The following is a 21,621-nucleotide window of genomic DNA, read 5'->3' as shown; positions in this document are numbered from 1 at the left end:
AGATTGGAGACTTTGCCGCTCGCCCGGGTCTGCCAATGTTTGCCACCTGTTGGCCGCGCCGGATGAGATTCCCCTAAGTTGCGGTGCAGTCTCCGCCATGCGGCCTTTGGCGGCGCTCTGCTTTCCGAGTTGAGCGAAGGAAGGCCGGGGATGCTTCTCGATCGCTATTCACTTTCGGTCAAGTTTGGCTTAGCACCTCCCTCGGGCCGGGCCGAAGCCGCCACGCGGCTCTTCCCGCCGAGCTTCGATTTGCGGCTGCGCCAACCGCGATCCGAGCGTAGGAATGCTTCCAGCATATGCGGAATCAGCGTGGCAGCATCGACCTCGCCATAGAGGCGACCGTATTCGGCGGCATAGAGGTCGAGTTCTTCTTTCAGCGGCTCTGGCATTGGCACGGTTATGCGCACAATGCCGAGCTTGGGCAGCGGGCCGAGCTTGAGATTGCTCATCAGTGGGCTCCGTAAGGTTCGAGGACAAGGTCGCGGGCAACGATGACCCTGACCGGGAAGCCTGGTCGGATGGTCAGCGTGGGGGCGACCTGCAATTGGCGCTGCACGATCTGCTGCCCAGCCTGGTTCACCGTATCCTGCGCTCCGTCGCGGATGGCGCGGATCAGACGATCTTCATCGCTTGTCGCCAACTCCGCGCCGACGGCGAGAAGCGTCGAGAGGCCCGCGGCCTTCATCAGGTCCCACCAGTGGTAGTCGACGCCGTCTTCAAGACCGGCATAGCCCGATGCATCGGCGCCACGCTGGCGCTCCAGCACGATCGAGCGGCCGTTTGGAAGAATGAGACGATTCCACACCAAGAGGACGCGGCGCTGCCCGAACGTCACGCCTGCATCGTATTCGCCGATCAGGCGGCTTCCCTGCGGAATGAGGAGGAGCGCGCCGGTCGGGCTGTCATAGACGTTCTGCGTTACCTGGGCGGTGATCTGTCCGGGCAGATCCGAACGGATGCCGGTTATCAGCGCGGCCGGGATCACTGCGCCGGCCTGAAGAATATAGGGCGACGCCGGCGCCATGACGCGATCCGGCGCGACGGTGCGGCGGTCCACCTCGGCGTTGAGGAAGGCCGTGTGCCGATCCTGCGCACCGGCGCCCGTCAGCCCGGCCATGCTGGGAACCGTGGGGATCGAGGGCGAGGCCGTGGTCTGGCCCGCCCTGATCTGGAAGAATATCTCGCTGGTGCGGGCGGCTTCCATCTCGGCGAGGCGGCGCTGCTCCTCGGGGTCGGTTGCGGGAACCGGCATGGGGGTAGCCGGGATCGGCTGACCTTCCTCGCGGGCGCGCAGCACGGGTCCACCGAGATCGCCCGGCAATGGCGGGCCGAGGACCGGCACGTCACCGTAGCTGCCGGGCAAACCCTGCAATCCGTCCGCCGTCTGACGGCGATCGGTCGAAATCAGCTCCTCGGGATTGCCGCCGCGTTCGACGACCTGAAGCGCGTAGATCAACGCTCCGCCGATGCCAATGCCGGCGACCAGGCCAGCGCCCATCAGAACTTTGCGCGAAATGCGCGTAACGCGCGGCGCGTCGGCGCGCAGGCGCATAGACCCTGCCGTTTGCCCTGCCGCTCCGGCCGGTTCAATCCCTTCCTCCTTCCGGTCATCATTCCCGCTCATGACGGCGCTCCCACGATCTTGGTGGTTCGGCCGGAAGCGGCCGCGGCGGTTTGTCCGGGCTGGACGCGCACGATGCGGACGGTCTCTTGCTGCTTGCCCGAGCCAAGACGCAGCTCGGCCGCGCCGAACAGCCGATCGACGATGAGCACGTTCTGGTGGATGCGGCTGTTGACGATCTCCGGTTCGCCGCCCGAACCGATGACGAACAGCGGCGGCATCTCGCCCTGGACGATGCCGCGCGGGAACACCACGTAAACGCGGCGGCCGTCGTCGAAGACGGTAATCGGGCGCCAGGGCGGATTGCCGCCGGTGAGACCGTAGCGATAATTGCGGGCGGATTCGGCCGGTATGATCGGCGTGGCCGGCGCGGTGACGCGCTGGCTCGCCGGAGGCGCGGGATAGGCCCAGGCGACTGCCGGCATCCACGTCTCTTCGTTCGCGCGCAGCTCGACGAGGTAGGTGCGGCGATCGGTGGTGATAACGAGGTTGGTCGAAATGCCGGCGCGGGTCGGCTTGACGAGCACATGGACGCGGCGCGTCGTGCCGGAGCCGCTTTCGGTGTCGCCGATAATCCACCTTGTCGTATCGCCCGCCGCGATCGGACCGGCGCCGGTCAGGCTTTCGCCGGGTTCGAGCGCAATGGTCGTGATCTGGCCGACGGCGGCATAGACCTGAAACAGCGCACCTTCCGACCAGGGATAGATCTGGATCGCGTTATAGTAACCCTCCCGGCGCGGCTCGACGCGAGCTGCCGCATTGGCGTTAGCAACACGGCCCTCCGGGGTGGTGGCAGCCGTGCCGCCGCGTGCGACGGTCCAGCCTGGCGGCGTGTGTAGCGGCCGGGGCGTGCTGTCGGTCACGGCCGTCCGGACGACTGGAAGCGCCGGCACGTCGGCATCGTAACTGAACTGCGGCGTGCGGTTGGTGGCGCAGCCGGCGAGCATCGTGGTGGCCAGCAAAGCCGCCGAGACGGATTTACGGAAAGCCGTGAGTCCGGTTTTGTGGGGATTGCGGATCATTGGCTCATCTCCCGCGACCATGAGATCGCGTTCACATAAATTCCGAGGGGATTGGCGCGCAGGCGCTCCGCGGTGCGCGGCTGCTGAAGGAAAATGGTGAGGATCGCGGTCCAGCGTTCGGTGCGGGAGAGCTGACCGTTCTCGTAGTGCTGTTCCGTCCAAGCCACGCGGAACGAGTCCGGCGATGCCCGGATCACGCTGGAGACCTCGACCGAAACCTGCTCTTTGCCGACACGGGTGAAAGGATCATTTGACCGCGCGTATTCGTTGAGCGCCACGGCGCCCCGGTCCGTGGTGAACTCGTAGGCGCGCAGCCACGCCTGCCGCAGAACAATCGGATCGGAGGGCAGCCCCCGGACCTGTTCGATGAATCTGGCCAAGTGCCAGGCCACTTGCGGGTCGGTCGGGCGATAGTCGGCGACGGCGGGCTCGACAGCGCGGGACTCGCCATGGCGGTCGATCTCGACCACCCAGGGGACGACGGTGCCGCGCGCAGATTGCCAGACCAGCGCCGAGGCGAATCCGGCGGAGAGGAAAAGGCAGCCGAAGGCCATGAAGCGCCAGTTGCGCGCCTGCACGCGGGCGGACCCTATGCGCTCGTCCCAGACCTGGGCGGCCTTCTGATAGGGCGTGACGGGTTCCGGCGTCTTGCCGAAATGGGTGGTGGGTCGTTTGAACAGATTCATGTGCGGTCGCTTTCGGAAAGGCTGATAGAGGAGCCGCCGCCGTGGCTGTCACCGGAGCGGACTGCATGGGCGGCGGCCGTGACGCCGTGGCTGAGGGCCTGGCTGCGGCGCATGCGCTGCGCCCAGGCGGGCGGGCCGTCGGCAGCGGGTGCGCTTGCCGGGGCCGGTGAGGCTCCCCCGCCGACCGTTCCCATGGTGGAAGTGCCGCCGGTCGTCTCGAAGCCGCCCTTGACGCCTCCGGTGTGGCTGGACTTGAGGCTGTCGGCCGCGCGGGATACGGCGCGCTTCAGCGGCGAGACCGCGGCGGCGCCACCGGCGCGAGCAACACCGCCGAGACCGGCCGCGACGCCCGACGCACCGGATTCGCCCATGGAAGCGAGCGTGTATGCGGTCGAGGCCGCGCCAGCGGTCGATGCGCCGCCGCGAGCCAGGGCGGCTCCGCTGGATAGCGCGGCCGCGCCACCGCGCGCTGCGAGCATGGTCGCGCCTCCAGCTGCGATCGCCGCGCCGCCGACGGCGAGGCCGGTGCCGACGGCAGCGCCGGCACCAAGCTGCGGGCCGCCGGAGACGAGGCCGGCCGCAATGCCGGGGCCAAAGATACCGAGTCCGAGAAGGGAGAGAGCGGCAAGAACGACGGCCATTGCGTCGTCGATCGTCGGGGTTGCGCCGCCGAAGCCGGTTGTGAACTGGCCGAACAAGGTCGAGCCGATGCCGATGATGACCGCGAGGACCAGCACCTTGATGCCGGACGAGACGACGTTGCCAAGAACACGCTCGGCCATGAAGGCGGACTTGCCCCAGAGCCCGAATGGAATGAGGACGAAGCCGGCCAGCGTGGTCAGCTTGAATTCAATCAAAGTGACAAACAATTGGATCGCCAGAATGAAGAAGGCGAGAATCACAAGCGCCCAGGCGAAGAACAGGCACAGGATCTGCACGAGGTTCTCGAAGACCGCGATCCACCCCATGAGGTCGGAAATGGATTCAAGCAGCGGGCGGCCGGCATCGAGGCCGGTCTGCGCGACGCGGCCGGGGCGCAGGAGATCGGCGGTCGAGAAGCCGGTGCCGGAGGCCATCAGGCCGAGGCCAGCAAACGACTCGAAGACGATGCGGGCGAGATTGTTCCAGTTGGAGATGATGTAGGCGAAGACGCCGACAAACAGCGTCTTCTTCACCAGACGGGCGATGATATCGTCGTCGGCGCCCCACGCCCAGAACAGGGCGGCGAGCGTCACGTCGATGACGATCAAGGTGGTGGCAATGAAGGCTACTTCACCGCCGAGCAGGCCAAAGCCCGAATCGATGTAGCTGGTGAAGATGCCGAGAAAGTTGTCAATGACGCCGGTGCCGCCCATGGCTCACCGCCCCCCGCTTTCGGCCGGAGCTTCCGGCGCGGGTGAGCGGCCAAGGAAACGGTCGCGGGTCTCGGCCCAGACGCGTAGGCACGTGGCGTCATTGGCGGCGGCCTCGCCCATCTCCTGGCAACGCCGCTGCTCCAGCCGCAGCGGATCGGCCGCTGGCTGGAGTCCCGGAGCGGCCGGCGCTGGCCCGGCCTTTTCCTCGCGGGTCATTTCGATGATCGCCGCCGTGATGGCGACGGCGACGAATATGATGGCCGCGATCCGGGCCAGCACCTTGCCGTCCATGATGTCCCCCTTTCGGCCCGTCAGTTGTTGAACATGCGCGCGTTGCCGGGCTGATACCCGGAGCCGGGCGTCAGGAACCGCTCGCGCTGGATGCGGCCCTGCTCGGCGGCCGTGGTGCGCTCGGCTTCCGAGAGAGCGTCCGCCCGGCCGTTGGCCGAGATCACGGCAATGAGGTCGGAGAGCTGCTGGCTTTGCAGGGCGAGGAGCTGGTTGCCGGCCTGGGTCGCCTGAAGTGCGCCGGTTGCGCCTTGGCTCTCGCCGACCAGGGCTGACATCTCGGCGCGGTTCGTGTCGATATTGCCGACGACGCCGGCCTGGACACGCATCGCGTCCTGCAAACCGCCCACGGTATTTTCCCATCGGCCGCGCGCGTCCGCGATGAGCTGCTGGTCAGTGGCGTTGAGGGAGAGATTGCCGTAGTCCTGCTGGAACATGCTGTCGATCGACTGCACGTCGAAGGCGATGTTCTGCGCCTGGGCGAGAAGCTGCTGGGTGCGCTGCACGTTCTGCTGGAGCGCCTGGAGCGAGCTGTAGGGCAGGCTCGCGAGGTTCTTCGCCTGGTTGATGAGCATCTGCGCTTCGTTCTGAAGCGAGGTGATCTGGTTGTTGATCTGCTCAAGGGTGCGCGCCGCCGTCAAAAGATTCTCGGCGTGGTTGGTCGGGTCGTAAACGATCCGGCCGAAGCCAAAGAGGGCGTGGGCCGGCGTGGTGAAGGCCGGCGAAAGCGCCAGCGGCGCGGCGAGCGTGAGTGCAAGCAGGGAAGCGCCGGCGAAACGGGGGAAGCGGTGTCGGGTCATGGCATGATCTCCTTTGGGTCGAGTTCAAGGGCATCGGTGAGGTCGAGGACCGGCGCCTGTGGCGCGGGCGCCTGCCGGTCAGGCGCGACAGCGATGTTGGTGAGGTTGGGAATGAGGTCGGCCGCCCATTCGACGCCGCGCGCCGTCAGCCAAGCGGCGAGGAAGCCGCCGCGGCCATGTTCGGCTAGGATGTCGGCGATCAATGCCTGGTCGGACTTGGAGGACGCCGCGCAGAGCGCGAGGCCGACTTCGGACAGACCCAGCTCGAACAGCCGGTTTCCCCGCCGGCTCTGGCAGTAGTAGTCCCGCTTGGGGATGGCGCGGGCGAGGATCTCGATCTGCCGGTCGTTCAGGCCGAAGCGCCTGTAGATCGCGGTGATCTGCGGTTCGACGGCGCGATCGTTGGGCAGGAGCAGCCGGGTCGGGCAGCTTTCGATGATTGCAGGCGCGATCGTGCTCTTTTCGAGCTGGGCGAGCGACTGCGTGGCGAAAACGACGGATGCGTTCTTTTTCCTGAGCGTGACCAGCCATTCGGCCAGTTGCTTGGAAAAAGCCGGATCACCGAGCGCCAGCCAGCCCTCGTCGATGACGATCATCGTCGGGCGTCCGTCGAGGCGGTCGGCGATCCGGTGGAACAGGTAGGCGAGGACGGCGGGAGCCGCGCCGGTGTCGAGAAGCCCTTCGGTCTCGAAGGCCACGACGGAAGCATCGCCGAGGTTTTCGGACTCGGCGTCGAGCAGCCGTCCATAGGGACCGCCGACGCAATAGGGCTGGATGGCGAGCTTGAGGTCGTTGGACTGGAGCAGCACCGACAGGCCGGTGATCGTGCGCTCCTCGATCGGGGCCGAAGCGAGCGAGGACAGCGCCGTCCAGATATGCTCCTTGGCTTCAGGGGTGATCGTGACGCCTTCGCGCTGGAGGATCGCCACGATCCAGTCCGCCGCCCAAGCGCGGTCCTGCGTCTGCTCGATGCGGGAGAGCGGCTGGAGCGAGACCGAAGTATCCGCGCTTTCGGTCAGCCGGCCGCCGAGGTCGTGCCAATCGCCACCCATGGCCAAAGTGGCGGCCCTGATGGAGCCGCCGAAATCGAAGGCGAAGATCTGCGATCCCGCATAGCGGCGGAATTGCAGCGCCATGAGCGCCAGCAGCACGCTCTTGCCGGCGCCGGTCGGGCCGACCATGAGCGTGTGGCCGACATCGCCGACATGAAGGGAGAGCCGGAAAGGGGTCGATCCTTCGGTCCTGCCATAGAGCAGCGGGGGTGCGCCAAAGTGATCGTCCCTTTCCGGCCCCGCCCACACGGCGGACGAAGGGACCGTGTGGGCAAGGTTGAGCGTCGAGATCGGAGGCTGACGCACATTGGCGTAAGCATGGCCGGGCAGCGAGCCGAGCCAGGCGTCGACGGCGTTGACCGTCTCGACCATGACGCTGAAATCGCGGGACTGGACGACCTTCTCGACCAGCCGCAGCTTCTCGTCGGCGCGGCGGGCGTCCTCGTCCCAGACCGTGACGGTCGCGGTGACATAGGCGATGCCGGCCACGTCCGCGCCGAGTTCCTGCAAGGCCATGTCGGCATCGAGCGCCTTGTTTGCGGCATCGGTGTCGACGAGCGCCGATTGCTCGTTCGTCATCACCTCTTTCAGAATGGCGGCGATGCTCTTGCGCTTCGCAAACCACTGGCGACGGATTTTCGTGAGCAGCTTGGTCGCGTCCGTCTTGTCCAGCAGGATGGCGCGGGTGGACCAGCGATATTGGAAGGCGAGCCGGTTGAGATCGTCGAGCAGGCCGGGCGTGGTCACGCTCGGGAACCCGGTGATGGTGAGGATGCGCAGATGCGCGGAGCCGAGGCGCGGTTCGAGCCCGCCGGTGAGCGCCTCATCGGCGAGCAGGGCGTCGAGATAGATCGGCGTCTCCGGCACGCGGACGCGGTGCCGTTTGGTCGAGACGGTCGAATGAAGATAAGTCAGCGTCTCGCCGTCGGTGAGCCAACGGCACTCGGGCATGAAGCCGTCGAGCAGCGCCAGCACGCGGTCGGTGCGATCCACGAAGCCGCGCACCAGTTCCCAGGGATTGACGCCGGAGGTCTCGCGGCCCTCGTAGAGCCAGCTTTCGGCGCGGGCGGCGTCCTCGGCCGGCGGCAACCACAGGAAGGTCAGATAGTAGTCCGAGACGAAATGGCTGCCCTCCTCCTCGAAGTCGGCCTTGCGCTCGGCATCGACCAGCGCGGAGGCCGCGTCGGGAAAGACGTCATTCGGATAGGTCGCGGCCTCGGATCGCTGGGCTTCAACGAAGATCGCCCAGCCGGAGCCGAGGCGGCGGAAGGAATTGTTGAGCCGCGCGGCGACGCCGACCAGCTCGGCCGCGACCGCGGAGTCGAGATCCGGCCCACGAAATTTCGCGCTGCGCTGGAAGCTGCCATCCTTGTTCAGCACGACGCCCTGGCCGACCAGCGCCACCCAGGGGAGGTAGTCGGCAAGGCGCGAAGCGGTGCGGCGATATTCTGCGAGGTTCATCATGGCGCGGTCCTCACACAGACAAGTGGCCAGGCACGCGCAGATGCCGACGCGCGACCTCGACGAAGAGGGGATCGCGCTTCGCCGCCCAGACGGCTGCGAGATGTCCGATCGCCCAGATCAGGATGCCGGCGAGCCAGAGTTGGAGACCGAGCCCCACGGCCCCGGCCACGGTGCCGTTGAGGATCGCCACGGAACGCGGCGCACCACCCAGCAGGATGGGTTCGCTGAGAGCGCGGTGAACCGGGGCGGTGAACCCCGGCACGGCGTCGAGCTGTTCGAGGAACGCCGCCATCAGATCACCGCCCCGCCGCCGAACGAGAAGAACGACAGGAAGAAGGAGCTGGCGGCGAAGGCGATCGAAATGCCGAAGACGATCTGGATCAGCCTGCGAAACCCACCGCCGGTATCGCCGAAGGCCAGCGTCAGGCCGGTGACAATGATGATGATGACGGCCACGATTTTCGCCACCGGCCCCTCGATGGATTCGAGGATCGACTGAAGCGGGGCCTCCCAGGGCATGGAGGAGCCCGAGGCCAGTGCCGGCGAGGTCAGGAGCGCGACCCAGGTGAAGGCGGCGGCGGTTGCGATATGGCGGCGGACGCGGAAGGCACGACGGATCATGCGGGGTCTCCTGTTTGGTCGGTGGGGATGGGGTCTGGAAAGGCGGGGGCGAGCCGGTAATCGCCGTCCGCGCCGAGGCCCTCGACGCGCGCAAGCTCGGCAAGCCGGCGCGCGGAGCCGCGGCCGGAGAGGACGGCAACGAGGTCGATGGTTTCGGCGATCATCGCGCGCGGGACCGTGACAACGGCCTCCTGGATGAGCTGCTCGAGACGGCGCAGCGCGCCGATGGCCGAGCCGGCATGAATCGTTCCGACGCCGCCGGGGTGGCCGGTTCCCCATGCTTTCAGGAGGTCGAGCGCCTCAGCGCCGCGAACCTCGCCGATCGGGATGCGATCGGGACGCAGGCGCAGCGAAGATCGGACGAGATCCGAAAGTGTCGCCACTCCGTCCTTGGTGCGCATTGCGACGAGGTTCGGCGCCGCGCATTGCAGCTCGCGCGTGTCCTCGATGATGACCACGCGGTCCTGCGTCTTGGCGACTTCCGCCAGCAGCGCATTGGTGAGCGTGGTCTTGCCGGTGGAGGTGCCACCCGCCACCAAGATATTGGCGCGGGAGGCGACGGCCTCGCGCAGCGCCGCAGCCTGGGCGTCGGCCATGATCCCGGCGGCGACGTAATCGTCGAGGGTGAATACCGCGACCGCCGGCTTGCGGATGGCGAAGGTCGGCGACGTGACAACGGGAGGAAGGAGGCCCTCGAACCGTTCGCCGCTCTCCGGCAACTCCGCCGAGACGCGCGGCGCGCGGGCGTGGACTTCGGCCCCGACATGATGGGCGACAAGACGAACGATGCGCTCGCCGTCCTCTGCGGTCAGCCGCTCGCCGGTGTCTTCCAGTCCTCCGGCGAGGCGATCGACCCAGATGCGCCCGTCGGGGTTCAGCATCACCTCGACGATGGAGGGATCGCGCAACAGGTCCGAGATGGCAGGCCCGAGCGCGGTGCGGAGCATGCGCGCGCCACGTTCGATCGTTGCCTGTTTGCGATTTTGGCCAGCCATCTCGTCCCCGTTTCCGGGGAGGAGGGCGAAGGCGGTCCCCGGATGGGGATGACTAAAAGAACGGCAAAACGGGCCGATTCAACAAGTTTCGGTCGTAGTAGTAGTGCAGCGTGCAAATACAGGAGAACGGCGGTGGTGCCTTCCTGATCGAAGCCTCGGGCGGTCACTCCTGCTCATCAGGCGAATCGCCCGAGGTAGTAATGCCGACTGTTTCCCTTGATGGGAGCCGACAGAAGCTCGCCCTCTGCGCATCAGAGGCCGGAAGTTTTCCGCGTGTTTTGTCGGATTCGGATTGGATGGTTCGTCGTTACAGTGAAGACAGGGAAACCGGCCCGCCACAACAGAGGGAAACGCGATGACTATTACGATTACGGCCTTTGATGAAAGCTCGCCGGATCGCGGCCAGGGACTGGCGAGGGACATGCGCGTGCGCTGGGCGCTGGAGGAAGTGGACCAGCCTTACGAGGTGCGGCTCGCTCCGTGGAGCACATTCAGGGAGCCCGCGCATTTGGCGCGCAATCCGTTCGGGCAGATACCGACTTATGAGGAAGGTGATCTCACGCTGTTCGAGTCCGGCGCGATCGTGCTTCATATCGCAGAGCGCTTTCCGGGCCTGCTGCCGGCGGATGCGAATGCGCGGGCGCGTGCGATCATGTGGATGTTCGCTGCGCTCGATACGGTGGAGCCGCCGATCGTCGATCGCGACGTCGTCGAGAACTTCGAGGAAGGCAAGAGTTGGCAGGGCGAGCGCTTCGAGATGGTCGATGAACGCATTCGCGAACGGTTAAATCAACTTTCTGCGCGCCTGGACGACAGCGAGTGGCTCGACGGCGATTTCAGCGCTGGCGACCTTCTGATGGTGCATGTGCTGCAAAGGTTGCAGGGGTCGGAAATATTGCAGGAATTTCCGAACCTCTCCGCCTATGTCGCCCGTGCAGAAGCGCGGCCGTCGTACAAGCGCGCTTTTGCCGCCCAATTGGCGGTGTTCACGGCTGCGTCGCGATGAAAGTTCTGAGCATTCTTCGCGTCCTGCCTTTTACGGCCCTCGCATTGGCCAGCATTTGGGCTGCCAACCGGGCTCCTGATGGTTGCCGTCCCCCACAGATGGACTTCACGGTTACGTTCGAGGCAATCGCCAATGCCCTGACCAAGGTGCCGCACATAGCCTCGATGGCTATGCTGTTCGTTCTCGCCGTACTCGCAACCGGCTACTCTCGCATGTGGCTTGCTGTCGTACTGACTTTTCTCGTGGGCGTAAGCTGGGAACTGGTTCAGACCACGGTAATCGGCCACAATCCCCGTGTTGTCGACATCTTCCCCAACCTTGTTGGCATTGCCGTTGCCTGGATCACCGTAGCCGTGTCGGTTTTCCTCTGGCGCGCAGCTCGTTCGCGCTTGTAGCGCAAATCCCGAAGCCCGCGACCCATTCTGTCGATGGGCCTTGAGCCTATCGGTTTGTAGTCCAGTCCTCGATCCGCAATCCGGCTATTCGCGAAAACTCGCCGGTATTGTTGGTGACGAGGGTGAGGCCCCGCGCCTTGGCCTGACCGGCGATCAACGTATCGTATGGGCCGATCGGCGTTCCGCGTCGTTTCAGCTCGGCCCGGATCTCGCCCGCCACTCGGGCATCCTCCCGATCGAAGTCGAGGATGGCGAGATCGGTGAAGAGGAGCCGAAGGGTCTCCAGATTGTAGGCGACCCTCTCGCTGCGATAGGCGCCAAAGTAGAGTTCGTGCGCGACCACGGACGAAACCGCGAGCGAACCCGGCTCGCTGGTCTCGACCCGTTGCAGCAACGGTTCGGAGCGTCGCGCGACCAGCGAGATCACTGCATTGGTGTCGAGCAGGCGGAAGGTCACTGGAACGCCTGATCGAGTTCGGGCCGGTCCTGTTCTTTCGGCTGGTCGCGGCCTTCGGCCATGAAATCGGCGCTGAAGCCGCGCTCGACGGCGGCGTGCAGCGAGGCCCACCGCCGGGTCGTATCCGGCCTGGGGCGTAGAATCACGGCGTCGCCTTCTCGCGACACCTCGACCTCTTCGACGTCGAAGCGGAAATCCTTCGGGAGCCGGACGGCCTGCGAGTTGCCGGACTGGAAAATCTTGGCGATATGGGGCATGGCGGCCTCTTGTATGTACGTCGAAGTATATACGCGCACGGCACAGATTCCGCAAGCTCAGTCAGTCATCGGATTCCTCCCTGCGCGACGGAATGTCATCGGGGATCTCGCTGAGAAAGCTGCTTCCCTGCTGGAGCCGCATGGCGAGGGTCTGTACGAAGCCCTCGAAACGCTCCTTGCCCTTGGCCTGGGCGGTCGCGTGAGCCTCTGAGGGAAGCGGCGGCGTGACAGTCAGCCAGTGGCAGACGAACAGCGCCAGCGTATCGGCGGTGAGACGCATGTCGCGTTCCAGCCGCGCCGTCTGGCGCGACATGCGGTCGAGCCGGCGGGTAAAGGCAGCCTCCCGCATGTCCTGGGCGTCGGGTGACAGGAAGGAAGCAATGGCCGCTTCCGCGACGGCCGATCGCGACAGCTTGCGGCGGTCCGCGAGGTCGTTGAGCTTGGCGAGCAGGTCGGACGGAAGGGTCAGGCAAAGGCGTTCGCGCATGGTCGATCCTCACATATCAATACCGTCATTCGGGTCCATGGGCGCTTGCCGGGCGAGACCGCGCATCTGGCGGCGCATGACCTGACGCTGCCGGGCGCTGTCTTCCTGATCGTCGCCGAGCAGGTGCTTGAACTCGTCTTCTGGCGTCGGCTCCTTCTTCTCGCGGACGATCTCGACATGTTCGGGCAGTTCGGGTTCACGGCGCAGGCTCGAATTGGCCGTGTCCTCCTTCCCCTTCTCGCCCCGTTCGGCGGCCGCGACCAGATCGGCGTCGGGCTTGAGCGGCTTGAGGTCCGACCAGCCATCGGGCCGCACCGATTTGGCGATCTTCGCCGGATCGGGCGGCGGCAGGATGCGTTCGGTGAGGCGGGGGTCGAGGAAATAGCGGGCCTTCTTCGCCCGGATCGGTGGGGTGCCTGCCACCATGACGATCTCGTCGTCCGGGGGGAGTTGCATGATCTCGCCGGGGGTGAGGAGCTGGCGGGCGGTCTCGGAGCGCGACACCATGATGTGTCCCAGCCACGGCGCCAGGCGGCTCCCGGCATAGTTCTGCATCGCCTTCATCTCGGTCGCCGTGCCAAGGGCGTCGGACACGCGCTTGGCGGTCCTCTCGTCGTTGGTGGCAAAGCTGACCCTGACATGGCAATTGTCGAGCACGCTATTGTGCTGGCCATAGGCTTTCTCGATCTGATTGAGGCTTTGGGCGATGAGGAACGATTTGATCCCGTAGCCCGCGAGAAACGCCAACGACGACTCGAAGAAGTCCAATCTCCCCAAGGCGGGAAACTCATCGAGCAGCAACAGCACGCGATGCCGGCGGTCCTTGGCGTGGAGATCTTCCGTAAGCCTGCGGCCGATCTGGTTCAGCACGAGGCGGATCAAGGGCTTTGTCCGCGAGATGTCCGAAGGCGGCACCACGAGGTAGAGCGTCGAGGGTTGCGGGTCGGCGATCAGGTCGGCGATGCGCCAGTCGCAGCGGCTCGTCACGGCCGCGACGACGGGATCGCGATATAAGCCCAAGAAGGACATGGCGGTAGACAGCACGCCCGAACGCTCATTGTCGCTTTTGTTGAGCAGCTCGCGCGCCGACGACGCCACGACAGGGTGCGGTCCGGCCTCTCCTAGATGCCGCGTGGCCATCATGGCGTCCAGCGTGGCCTCGATCGTGCGGCGTGGATCGGAGAGGAACGCGGCAACGCCCGCCAGGGTTTTGTCCGGCTCGGCATAGAGCACATGCAGGATCGCGCCGACCAGCAGCGAGTGGCTGGTCTTTTCCCAATGCGACCTTTTCTCAAGGCTCCCTTCGGGATCGACCAGCACGTCCGAGATATTCTGGACGTCGCGCACCTCCCATTCGCCGCGCCGGACCTCGAGCAAGGGGTTGTAGGCGGCAGAGGCGACGTTGGTCGGATCGAAGAGAAGAACGCGGCCGTGCTTCGCCCTGAAGCCGGCGGTGAGCTGCCAGTTCTCCCCCTTGATGTCGTGGACGATGCAGCTCCCCGGCCAGGTCAGCAAACTCGGCACCACGAGCCCGACGCCTTTGCCCGACCGCGTCGGCGCGAAGCAGAGCACATGCTCCGGCCCGTCGTGCCGCAGGTAGTCGCGCTCGTATCGGCCGAGCACCACGCCGTCCTGGCCGAGCAGGCCGGCGCCCTCGATCTCAGCCCGCTCGGCCCATCGTGCCGAACCGTAGGTGTCGATGTCGGACGCCTCGCGGGCGCGCATTACCGACATGGTGATGGCGACGGCGATGGACAGGAAGCCGCCCGAAGCCGCGATGATGCCGCCCTCGGCGAAGATGCGCGGGGCATAGGCTTCGTAGAAATACCACCACCAGAACAGCGCGGGCGGATAATAGACAGGCCAGCCGGCGACCTCGAACCACGCCGGCCCGAGTTGGGGCTGGAAGCCGAGCCGGAAGGCGACCCATTGCGTGCCGCCCCAGACCGAGGCGAGCACGATCAGGAAGACGATGCTGATCTGGCCCCAGAGGATTTTCGTGCCGGACATGGGAGGTTCCTTTCATCAGAGGCTGAGGTCACGCTTGCGACCGAGCGACCAGTCGATGCCGCCCCCGCCGCGCGCGACGCCGGAGATGTGCTGGCCGAGCTTGTGTTCGATCTCGCGGGACCAGGGGACGAGCTGGAAGCCGCGCCCGCCATCGGGGGCGAAGCCCTCGATCACGGCGAAGCGGCCGGAGGAAAGCGCGAGCTGGCGGCGATAGGTGCCGGCGACATATTCGCCGGCCTGCGACTTCACATGCGCAAGCCCGGTCTCGGCCGAGAGCTGCTCGCCCACGGCGTCGAGTTCGCGCCGGCGCAGAGTCGCCAGCAGATTGCGTTGCAGGACGATCCGCTGGCCCTCGCGCCGGGCGAGTCCTTCATCGGCCAGATGCTCGGCCCGCGCGTCCATCGCCTCGCTCACCTCGCGGCCGAAGCCGCTGGCGCCGAGCGGCATGGGCTCACGTTCGACGAGCCGGTGATCGAGCCAGGTCGCGCCGGGCGCGGTGATCTGGCTCTGGAGATCGAGGTCGGATCGGTTGGCGAGGACGATGGTGGGCCGGGGATCGTCCGGACCGCCGAAGCGGCGGACCTCGACGATGCCGCCGATCGGCGGCGCGTGCTCGAACGCCTCGATGCCGCGCAGCCGGACATGATGGGCGCGGCCGTCCGTGCCGTCGATCACGGCATAGGCTTCGCCGGTCAGCTCGTCATGGAGGCCCTTGTCGACCAGCCGGCCGATGACAGGCGGGCCGTCCTTGGTGGCGTCGATCGTGAAGTCGGCAACGCCGCGTTCCTCGCCCAGCCCCGCGAAGGCGCGGTGCATGGTCTTGATGATGTCGCCGCGCGAACCGAGATCGCGCAGCGTTCGCTCCGCTCCTGGCTCGACGAACCATTCGTTGACACCGGCATCGGCGGCGAGGCCGAGCTTTTCGAGATGGCGCAGACGCGCGACCAGCAGGCGGCGGATTTCGGGATCGTCCGGCCCCTTCGCCTCGGGCCGCAGGTCGATATAGCCCAGCTCGTTGGCCTGGCGTGCGATCTCCCGATCGAGGCGCGTCCAGCGTTCGGCATCGACTTCGCGCGTGAGGCTGGAGCGGATCTCGTGTTCCGGTTTGGGGCCGAGTTCGGCATCGACCAGTTCCTCGGCGCGTCCGCGCAGGCCGTGGCTGATATAGTCGCGCGAGATGACAAGATCGGCCCCGGTCTCGTCCACGCCGCGCACCAGCAGATGCACATGCGGATTGTCCGTGTTCCAATGATCGACAGCGATCCAGTCGAGCCGGGTGCCAAGGTCGGCCTCCATTTGCTTGGCGAGATCGCGGGCGAAGGCGCGCAGGTCTTCCATCTCGCCCGCGTCTTCCGGGGAGATGATGAAGCGGAAATGGTGCCGGTCGTCCTGGCAGCGATCGGCGAAGGCGAGATCGTCGGCGCGGTCGGTCTCGGCGTCGAACATGACGCCCTTCTCGCCGTCGCGGCTGACGCCCTCGCGCTTCAGATAGGAGAGGTGCGCGGAGATCGGCGCGGAGCGGAAGGCGCGGCCCCGGTGGCGCGCGATGCGCACTTGGGCGACGACGCGGCGATGCGAGCCGAGCAGGTGGCTACGCGATACGACATTGCGGCCGCGGCCGAAAGTCGAGCGGCCCGAGCCGCCGCCTCTGCGCCCCGATCCAGATGCCGAGCCGCTGGCGGGCGCATTGCTCGCCTGCTTGGCGGCGCGCAGCACCTGGTTGATGAAGGTCTTGGTGCGCGGCGCGCGGCTCGAGCGCGGCTTGCCGGGGCGGATGCGAAACTCGTTGTCGTCGCCGCTCATGCGCGCCTCCACCGAGGCACGGCGAAGCCGCCCATACGAAGTGACTTTGATTTTGCTTGCAAAATCGCCCATGCGTATGCACGACCGACCGCCATATGCGCAAAACACCAAGCCATTCCAATGGCTTGACGGTGGTTTGCGCAGGCGCTTTTATCTTGCCGTATTCCAGTCGCCGTGCCCCTTCCGGCGCGCGACCCTTCCTTTCCTTTCCGGCACTCCGCTACAGCGCGAAACCGTGCGATCCAGCTCACGGCGCACCTCCCGAGGGCGGACGCGCGACGAATAGCGCCTCGGCGGGAGCCGGCGCGAGCGAAGCAGGCGACGCGGCGGGCGCATCCGAAGGTGCGCCACCGCTGCGTTCGCCGTGCCGTCCGAACGCCGATTCCGAGCCGCCCTGAGCCGTGACGAAGAGCGGAGCATCGCGCCAGTCGGTGACGCGCGGTGCGCCAGCCAGAGCGCCGGGCGCGAGCGGCTCGCCGCCGAGAAGGGGAACGAGCGTGGCGACGTATTCGCGCGTTTCCCGAGGTAGCTCCCGAACACCCGCGAGATACTCGTCGTAGCGGCCGGGTCCGGCATTGTAGGCCGCGAGCATGCCGCCGATGGTGCGGTAGCGGTCCCACATCGCGCGCAGATAGGCCGTGCCTGCGACTATATTGTCGCGCGGCTGGAAGGGATCGCCGCCGAGCCGGTAAAGGGCGCGCTGTTCCTCCCAAGTGGCGGGCATGAGTTGCATCAACCCCATCGCCCCGGCCGGCGAGACGGCGACGGGATCGCCGCTGCTTTCGGCGGCGAGAACGGCGACGATCCAGCCAACCGGGATGCTGAAGCGTTGCGCGGCGTCGGCAATATTGGCGGCATAGGGACCACCGATCTCCGGCCGTCCGGCCTGCACGGTCTCTGCCAGAGCCGGAGGCGCTGGCGAGAGGCCGAGAGCGAGGCCGGAAAGGAGAAAGAGGAGCGCCGGGTGTCGGACGGCGGGAAACCGCCCGACGTTGGAAAGACGTTGAACCGTCACTTGTCGGCCCCTTCGGACCGCTTCGTCCTCTGGTCGTTGGTGTGCAGGCTCCAGGCGGTGTCGTCGTCGCCGTCGCGGAACAGGTTGGCGCGCAGCCAACCGAACAGCGGGCTGTAGATCTCGACGGAGACGAACTCGCCGGCCTTTTCACCGACATGCGACCAGCCCGCCCCGATGTCGCGGCCGTCTTCGCCGCCGAGCAGGATGCGGTAGGCGGGCGCGTTCTCGGCCTCCGAAGGTTTGGCCGGGACGAAGGTGAGCGGGGCGTCGATTCCGAGCGCCTCGACGCGGCCGGTGAAGCCGGTTTCCGTGCGGGTGAAACTGCCAATATCAGCCATGATTTTGTCTCCTGTGGTTGATGGTTGGGGGTAGCTCACGGCTCCAGGGCCGGATCGGTGAAGCGCCAGCGGAAGCGGCCGTCGCCGTATTCGTCTGTCCAGATCGGCGTCGCGCGGGCGATGACGGCGGAGGCCGGAAGCGCACCGAAGTAGCGGCCGTCGAGGCTGTCGGCGGCGTCCCAATTCATCAGGAACAGCTCGCCCTCGGCGACTGTTCGGCAGCCCTGCCATTGCGGCAGATCGCGGCCGAAGCGGTCGCGCGGCTGCGCGTCGCCATAAGCGTGATCGTAGGCGATGACGGTCGCGCCACGGCGGCAGACCTCGGCGCCGGGCAGAGCCAGCACTCGCTTGATGAGCGGCACGCCGCGCGGCAGGTAACCGCGCGCGTCGAGGAAGGCGGCGAGGTCATCGGGCGGCAGCATGGCGAGCAGATCGCCGACCTCGATCGTCGTGACCGGAGCAAGCGAATAGAGGCCGACCGCGACGCTTCCCGATGCGTTCCAGATGAAGCGCGGCGCATGGCCGGTGACGATCGGCGCAGCGACCAGCGCGGCGCCGGCCAGCATGGCGAGCAGCGTGAAACTGCGCGGGCTCATGGCATGATGCTCCTGCGCGCAAGCCAGGCATTGTGCTGGTCGCCTGAATAAAGGCGCGGTTCCACACCGGCGGTCAGCCGGTTGTGGACGTGCCGCCAATAGGCGGGCGCGGCGTCGGCCGGGTCGATGCCAAGGGCTTCGATCGTGTCTGTGAGCTGAAGCACGCGCTCGACCTTCGGCCAGCCGTGGAGCTTCAGGAGAAGATCGCCGCCGGGGCGGACGAAGGGCAGCGTTTGGCAAGGCTCGCCGCGACCGATGGCGCGCAGGATGTCGATGCGGGAAACCACGGTGCCGTAGTCGTTGGACGCCCAGCGGACGAAGGCGAAGACGCTGTTCGGCGCGAAGCCGACGACGCGGCTGCGCCGGTCGATCGTCCGCTGGTAGATCGGATGGCCGAAGCGGATGCGGTGCTCGATCCGGCCTTCCTCCCATGTGAGATGAACCAGCGTGGTGAAGGGCGGCGCGTCCTTCGGCAGCGCATGGCCACCCATGCGGCGGTTGTCGAAGCCGGTCATGGCGTGCCCCCATCGGCAGGCGGGAACTCCCGCGCGAGGAGGTCGCGCAGCATGTCGGCAACCGTGACGCCGCGCTGGAAGGCCGCGATCTTGATGCGGCCGCGCAGCGCCGGCGTGATGTCCACGGTCAGCCGCGCCGAGTAGGCGTCGGCGGCATCCGTGCGCGGCGGCGGCGCGTCGGCGGCCTTGATCCAGCTATCGGGATCGGCCGGGCGGATGGCGAAGCCGCGCTTGTCCGTGCCGGCCGTCATGACGGGCCTCCGTCATGGAACGGCAGCACGCTGGCGATGCGGTCGCGTGCGCGGTCGGCCATCGTCGGGTCGATCTCGCAGCCGATATAGCGCCGGCCGGAGAGCCGGCAGGCTTCCCCGGCCGCGCCGGAGCCGGCGAACCAATCGCCGACCAGGCCACCTTCCGGGCAGCTTGTGCGGATGAGGATTTCGAGAAGCGCGGACGGCTTTTCAGTCGGGTGGATCGCGCGGCCGTGGCAGTTGCGCAGATAGATGACCGACCGCATGAGGCGCGGCCCGCCGTCGTGGCTGACATAGTGGCCAGCATCAATCTGGCCGGTATGGGGCGGACGCTGCTTGCGTCGCACGGTCCGGGCTGTCGCGTCGGGCGTGGTCTGGACGTCGTTGTAGATGTCGCGCCAGGGCGTCTCGGCCGGATAGAACTGGACGGCCAGCTCATGCACGCGCTTGAAGCGGTCCGCATGGAAACCGGTGCCGTTCTGCTTCTCCCAGACGATCTCCTGGGCGAGCCGTAGGCCCGCGTCCGCGAAGCGGTCGGCGGTCGCCATGAAGCTGCGCAGCGAACCGAAGACCCACATCGAGCCGGTCGGCGCAAGCGCCCCGCGCGCGAGCGACAGCCAGCCCTCGACGCGGCGATCCCAGGCGAGCGATGTGTCGCCGTAAGGGGGATCGGCGAGGATCATGTCGTAGGGGCCGTGCGCCGGCATGCGGTCGCGGCAGTCGCCGGACAGGATAATCTCGGGGAGCACCATCATGGCGCGGTCCTCCCGATGCAGAGGCGCCCGACTTCGGCCGCCAGCGCCGCGATCTCGCGCGCGGCCGGCGACTGGCGGTCGATGTCCGAGACGAGCCGTCCGGTCTGGGCAGCGTCGGCGAAGACGACACGCTGGCCGACCATGGCGGCGAGCAGGGGCGGATCGTGGTCGGCCAGCGTCTCGGCCGTCTCGCGGGCGATGACAGTTCGTGCGCCGCAGCGATTGAGCACGAAACGGGCGACGAGCTGCGGCCGGTAGATCCGGGCCTCGGCGAGCAGCGCCAGCATCTCGGCCGAGGCCCAGCCGTCGAGCGGTGACGGCTGCACCGGGATCAGCACGAGGTCGGCGGCGAGCAGCGCGGAGCGCATGAGGCCGGCGACACGCGGCGGGCCGTCTATGACGACGTGATCGACGTCGCGCGCGAGTTCGGGTGCCTCGCGATGCAGCGTATCGCGTGCCAGGCCGACGACGCCGAACAGGCGCGGTAGGCTCTCGCGCGAACGCTGCTGTGACCAGTCGAGGGCTGAGCCCTGCGGGTCGGCGTCGACCAAGGTGACGCGGCTCCCGCGCATCGCCAACTCGCCGGCGAGATGTAGGGCGAGCGTCGTCTTACCGACGCCGCCTTTCTGGTTGAGAAGCGCGACGATCATCGGCGTCCTCCCGGTGGATCGAGAGGAAGACGGGGCGTATCGGGATCAGTGGATGGAGAGGCCCCACCGCGGCGGCTTGTAGCCGTCTGTGGCGGCTCGGCCGGCGCGCTCTTCCTGGCGGTAACGCTGAGGCTTCTGGCGGCGTCGCGGATGAGGTTTTCCACATCGCGCGCGCGCTCTTCAAGGTTAGAGTCTATGTTAGACTCTAAGTTAAGGGCGCGATTTCGTGTGGAGTTTCCGTGCGTTAGACCCTGTTTGGGTTCCTGATAGCACGAGCCTCGGGTTCCCGATAGCACGATAGTCCGGGTTCCCGATAGCACGAGGCTATCCACAGCTTGTCCACAGGCCGGAGACGGCTCGAAGGCGAGCAGCGCGCGCCCGCCGATTTCGGTTTCGAGGAACAGGGTGTAGCCGGGCAGCGGCTGGCGCCGGATGATGTCGCGCAGCTCGTAGGCGAAGCGTTTGAACGGCGACAGGCTGCCCGACTTCTGGTGAAGGTGGTGGAAGTCGAAGCGCCAGCCGGCGCGCTGGCGGCCGCCGTGCTTGCGCACCAGGCGGTAGAGCCAGCGATCGAGACCCCCCGTCAGGTCGAAATAGGTCCGGTCGATAGTGAGCACGAGCGCATCGTCGAGGACGGCCTGGTAGAACCAGTCCGGTACGATCAGTTCGATGCCCTCGGGGCGGCCGTTGCGGTCGGTGCGTTCCTGCCACTCGTTGATCCACGAGAAGCGATGACGGCGGCCTTCGGCAGGTTGCCGGATCGAGGTGGAAACGGTGGTCGATTGCAGGCGGTCGAGCGCGGCTTTCAGGCGCTGATAGTCGCGTGCGCTCGTGCCCCGGCCGACATAGGTGAGGATTTCATAGGGCGTGGCGGCCATCAGCCGCGAAGTGCGAAGCCCGTTATCGCGGGCTTCGACGATCTGGCTCGCTGCCCAGATCAGGATGTCGGCGTCCCAGATCGTAGCCATGCCATGATCCGGGACCGCCTCGACCCGAATTGTCACGTTGCCCGCAACGAAATCGATCGGGGCGACGCGATGGGTCTTGGAAAGGGAGAAGAAGGGATAGGCCATGAGATCCTGCGCGTCTCGTGGCGCGAAGTCGCCGGGAAGCGCCCGGAACAGATCGAGCTGCCCGCGCTCCGAAAGGGATCGACGCCGCACCGCCATGAAGGAAGCCGGC

The 21,621-nt window shown here is 66.8% G+C and carries 26 protein-coding genes; 2 read left to right on the top strand and 24 right to left on the bottom strand.

What is annotated here, in order from left to right; all coding sequences use genetic code 11:
- Nucleotides 1-164: 164 nt before the first annotated feature.
- The 11 genes from JZY08_RS20545 to trbB form a co-directional block, all read right to left on the bottom strand.
- Nucleotides 165-449 (bottom strand): DUF2274 domain-containing protein, encoded by a 285-nt coding sequence (locus tag JZY08_RS20545; protein ID WP_097136805.1) that lies wholly within the window; start codon nt 447-449, stop codon nt 165-167.
- Nucleotides 449-1,552 carry a TrbI/VirB10 family protein gene (locus tag JZY08_RS20540; RefSeq protein WP_112585938.1) on the bottom strand — a complete coding sequence of 368 codons (1,104 nt, stop codon included), beginning with the start codon at nt 1,550-1,552 and terminating at the stop codon, nt 449-451. The genes JZY08_RS20545 and JZY08_RS20540 overlap by 1 nt, the downstream gene beginning before the upstream one ends.
- A 68-nt stretch (nt 1,553-1,620) precedes the next feature.
- A complete protein-coding gene (gene trbG / locus JZY08_RS20535) occupies nt 1,621-2,643 on the bottom strand; it encodes a P-type conjugative transfer protein TrbG (protein ID WP_112585211.1) in 1,023 nt (340 codons plus the stop codon).
- Nucleotides 2,640-3,329 carry a conjugal transfer protein TrbF gene (gene trbF, locus JZY08_RS20530; protein ID WP_112585209.1) on the bottom strand — a complete coding sequence of 230 codons (690 nt, stop codon included), beginning with the start codon at nt 3,327-3,329 and terminating at the stop codon, nt 2,640-2,642. Before trbF ends, trbG begins: the two co-directional genes overlap by 4 nt.
- Nucleotides 3,326-4,684, bottom strand: a complete 1,359-nt coding sequence (gene trbL, locus JZY08_RS20525) for a P-type conjugative transfer protein TrbL (protein ID WP_097136812.1) — start codon at nt 4,682-4,684, stop codon at nt 3,326-3,328. The genes trbF and trbL overlap by 4 nt, the downstream gene beginning before the upstream one ends.
- Nucleotides 4,685-4,687: 3 nt before the next feature.
- On the bottom strand, nt 4,688-4,975 hold the full coding sequence (gene trbK-alt, locus JZY08_RS20520) for a putative entry exclusion protein TrbK-alt (RefSeq protein WP_112585207.1): 288 nt from the start codon (nt 4,973-4,975) through the stop codon (nt 4,688-4,690).
- A gap of 20 nt (nt 4,976-4,995) precedes the next feature.
- Nucleotides 4,996-5,772 (bottom strand): P-type conjugative transfer protein TrbJ, encoded by a 777-nt coding sequence (gene trbJ, locus JZY08_RS20515; RefSeq protein ID WP_112585205.1) that lies wholly within the window; start codon nt 5,770-5,772, stop codon nt 4,996-4,998.
- Nucleotides 5,769-8,288, bottom strand: coding sequence for a conjugal transfer protein TrbE (gene trbE / locus JZY08_RS20510; RefSeq protein ID WP_112585203.1), 2,520 nt, complete (start codon nt 8,286-8,288; stop codon nt 5,769-5,771). The genes trbJ and trbE overlap by 4 nt, the downstream gene beginning before the upstream one ends.
- A gap of 10 nt (nt 8,289-8,298) precedes the next feature.
- Nucleotides 8,299-8,580 carry a VirB3 family type IV secretion system protein gene (locus JZY08_RS20505; RefSeq protein WP_097136820.1) on the bottom strand — a complete coding sequence of 94 codons (282 nt, stop codon included), beginning with the start codon at nt 8,578-8,580 and terminating at the stop codon, nt 8,299-8,301.
- Nucleotides 8,580-8,909 carry a TrbC/VirB2 family protein gene (locus tag JZY08_RS20500; protein ID WP_009452106.1) on the bottom strand — a complete coding sequence of 110 codons (330 nt, stop codon included), beginning with the start codon at nt 8,907-8,909 and terminating at the stop codon, nt 8,580-8,582. Before JZY08_RS20500 ends, JZY08_RS20505 begins: the two co-directional genes overlap by 1 nt.
- Entirely contained in the window at nt 8,906-9,904 is a 999-nt protein-coding gene (gene trbB, locus JZY08_RS20495) for a P-type conjugative transfer ATPase TrbB (RefSeq protein ID WP_009452107.1), read from the bottom strand. The genes JZY08_RS20500 and trbB overlap by 4 nt, the downstream gene beginning before the upstream one ends.
- A gap of 355 nt (nt 9,905-10,259) precedes the next feature.
- Here trbB and JZY08_RS20490 point away from each other — a divergent pair, with 355 nt between their 5' ends.
- Both JZY08_RS20490 and JZY08_RS20485 read left to right on the top strand, forming a co-directional pair.
- Nucleotides 10,260-10,910: a glutathione S-transferase family protein gene (locus JZY08_RS20490; RefSeq protein WP_112585201.1), complete on the top strand. Its 651-nt coding sequence runs from the start codon at nt 10,260-10,262 to the stop codon at nt 10,908-10,910.
- Nucleotides 10,907-11,305, top strand: coding sequence for a hypothetical protein (locus JZY08_RS20485; RefSeq protein ID WP_216331575.1), 399 nt, complete (start codon nt 10,907-10,909; stop codon nt 11,303-11,305). Before JZY08_RS20490 ends, JZY08_RS20485 begins: the two co-directional genes overlap by 4 nt.
- 46 nt (nt 11,306-11,351) lie before the next feature.
- On the opposite strand, the gene JZY08_RS20480 is transcribed toward JZY08_RS20485, so the two are convergent.
- The 13 genes from JZY08_RS20480 to JZY08_RS20420 form a co-directional block, all read right to left on the bottom strand.
- Nucleotides 11,352-11,762 (bottom strand): type II toxin-antitoxin system VapC family toxin, encoded by a 411-nt coding sequence (locus JZY08_RS20480; RefSeq protein WP_112585197.1) that lies wholly within the window; start codon nt 11,760-11,762, stop codon nt 11,352-11,354.
- Nucleotides 11,759-12,019 (bottom strand): antitoxin, encoded by a 261-nt coding sequence (locus tag JZY08_RS20475; RefSeq protein WP_112585195.1) that lies wholly within the window; start codon nt 12,017-12,019, stop codon nt 11,759-11,761. The genes JZY08_RS20480 and JZY08_RS20475 overlap by 4 nt, the downstream gene beginning before the upstream one ends.
- A gap of 61 nt (nt 12,020-12,080) precedes the next feature.
- Entirely contained in the window at nt 12,081-12,506 is a 426-nt protein-coding gene (locus JZY08_RS20470; RefSeq protein ID WP_112585193.1) for a ribbon-helix-helix protein, CopG family, read from the bottom strand.
- A 9-nt stretch (nt 12,507-12,515) separates the two neighbouring features.
- Nucleotides 12,516-14,516 carry a conjugal transfer protein TraG gene (locus JZY08_RS20465; protein ID WP_112585191.1) on the bottom strand — a complete coding sequence of 667 codons (2,001 nt, stop codon included), beginning with the start codon at nt 14,514-14,516 and terminating at the stop codon, nt 12,516-12,518.
- A gap of 15 nt (nt 14,517-14,531) precedes the next feature.
- Entirely contained in the window at nt 14,532-16,319 is a 1,788-nt protein-coding gene (locus JZY08_RS20460) for a DUF3363 domain-containing protein (RefSeq protein ID WP_112585936.1), read from the bottom strand.
- Nucleotides 16,320-16,566: 247 nt separating this feature from the next.
- Entirely contained in the window at nt 16,567-17,334 is a 768-nt protein-coding gene (locus JZY08_RS20455) for a lytic transglycosylase domain-containing protein (RefSeq protein ID WP_112585189.1), read from the bottom strand.
- Complete coding sequence (locus JZY08_RS20450) at nt 17,331-17,672, bottom strand: DUF736 domain-containing protein (protein WP_112585187.1); 342 nt, start codon at nt 17,670-17,672, stop codon at nt 17,331-17,333. Before JZY08_RS20450 ends, JZY08_RS20455 begins: the two co-directional genes overlap by 4 nt.
- 35 nt (nt 17,673-17,707) lie before the next feature.
- Nucleotides 17,708-18,268 carry a S26 family signal peptidase gene (locus tag JZY08_RS20445; protein ID WP_112585185.1) on the bottom strand — a complete coding sequence of 187 codons (561 nt, stop codon included), beginning with the start codon at nt 18,266-18,268 and terminating at the stop codon, nt 17,708-17,710.
- Entirely contained in the window at nt 18,265-18,783 is a 519-nt protein-coding gene (locus JZY08_RS20440) for a DUF2840 domain-containing protein (RefSeq protein ID WP_097136836.1), read from the bottom strand. The genes JZY08_RS20445 and JZY08_RS20440 overlap by 4 nt, the downstream gene beginning before the upstream one ends.
- A complete protein-coding gene (locus tag JZY08_RS20435) occupies nt 18,780-19,034 on the bottom strand; it encodes a hypothetical protein (protein ID WP_112585183.1) in 255 nt (84 codons plus the stop codon). Before JZY08_RS20435 ends, JZY08_RS20440 begins: the two co-directional genes overlap by 4 nt.
- Nucleotides 19,031-19,789, bottom strand: a complete 759-nt coding sequence (locus tag JZY08_RS20430; protein WP_112585181.1) for a site-specific DNA-methyltransferase — start codon at nt 19,787-19,789, stop codon at nt 19,031-19,033. Before JZY08_RS20430 ends, JZY08_RS20435 begins: the two co-directional genes overlap by 4 nt.
- The gene (gene parA / locus JZY08_RS20425; RefSeq protein WP_112585179.1) at nt 19,786-20,439 is read right to left on the bottom strand and encodes a ParA family partition ATPase; all 654 of its coding nucleotides are present in this window, start codon (nt 20,437-20,439) and stop codon (nt 19,786-19,788) included. The genes JZY08_RS20430 and parA overlap by 4 nt, the downstream gene beginning before the upstream one ends.
- Nucleotides 20,436-21,608, bottom strand: coding sequence for a replication initiator protein A (locus JZY08_RS20420; RefSeq protein ID WP_216331574.1), 1,173 nt, complete (start codon nt 21,606-21,608; stop codon nt 20,436-20,438). Before JZY08_RS20420 ends, parA begins: the two co-directional genes overlap by 4 nt.
- Between the last annotated feature and the right edge of the window lie 13 nt (nt 21,609-21,621).

The sequence above is a fragment of the Rhizobium sp. X9 genome, assembly GCF_018873185.1.
GTDB classification, from domain to species: Bacteria; Pseudomonadota; Alphaproteobacteria; order Rhizobiales; family Rhizobiaceae; genus Agrobacterium; species Agrobacterium oryzihabitans.
This window is presented reverse-complemented; position numbering and strand designations above follow the sequence as displayed.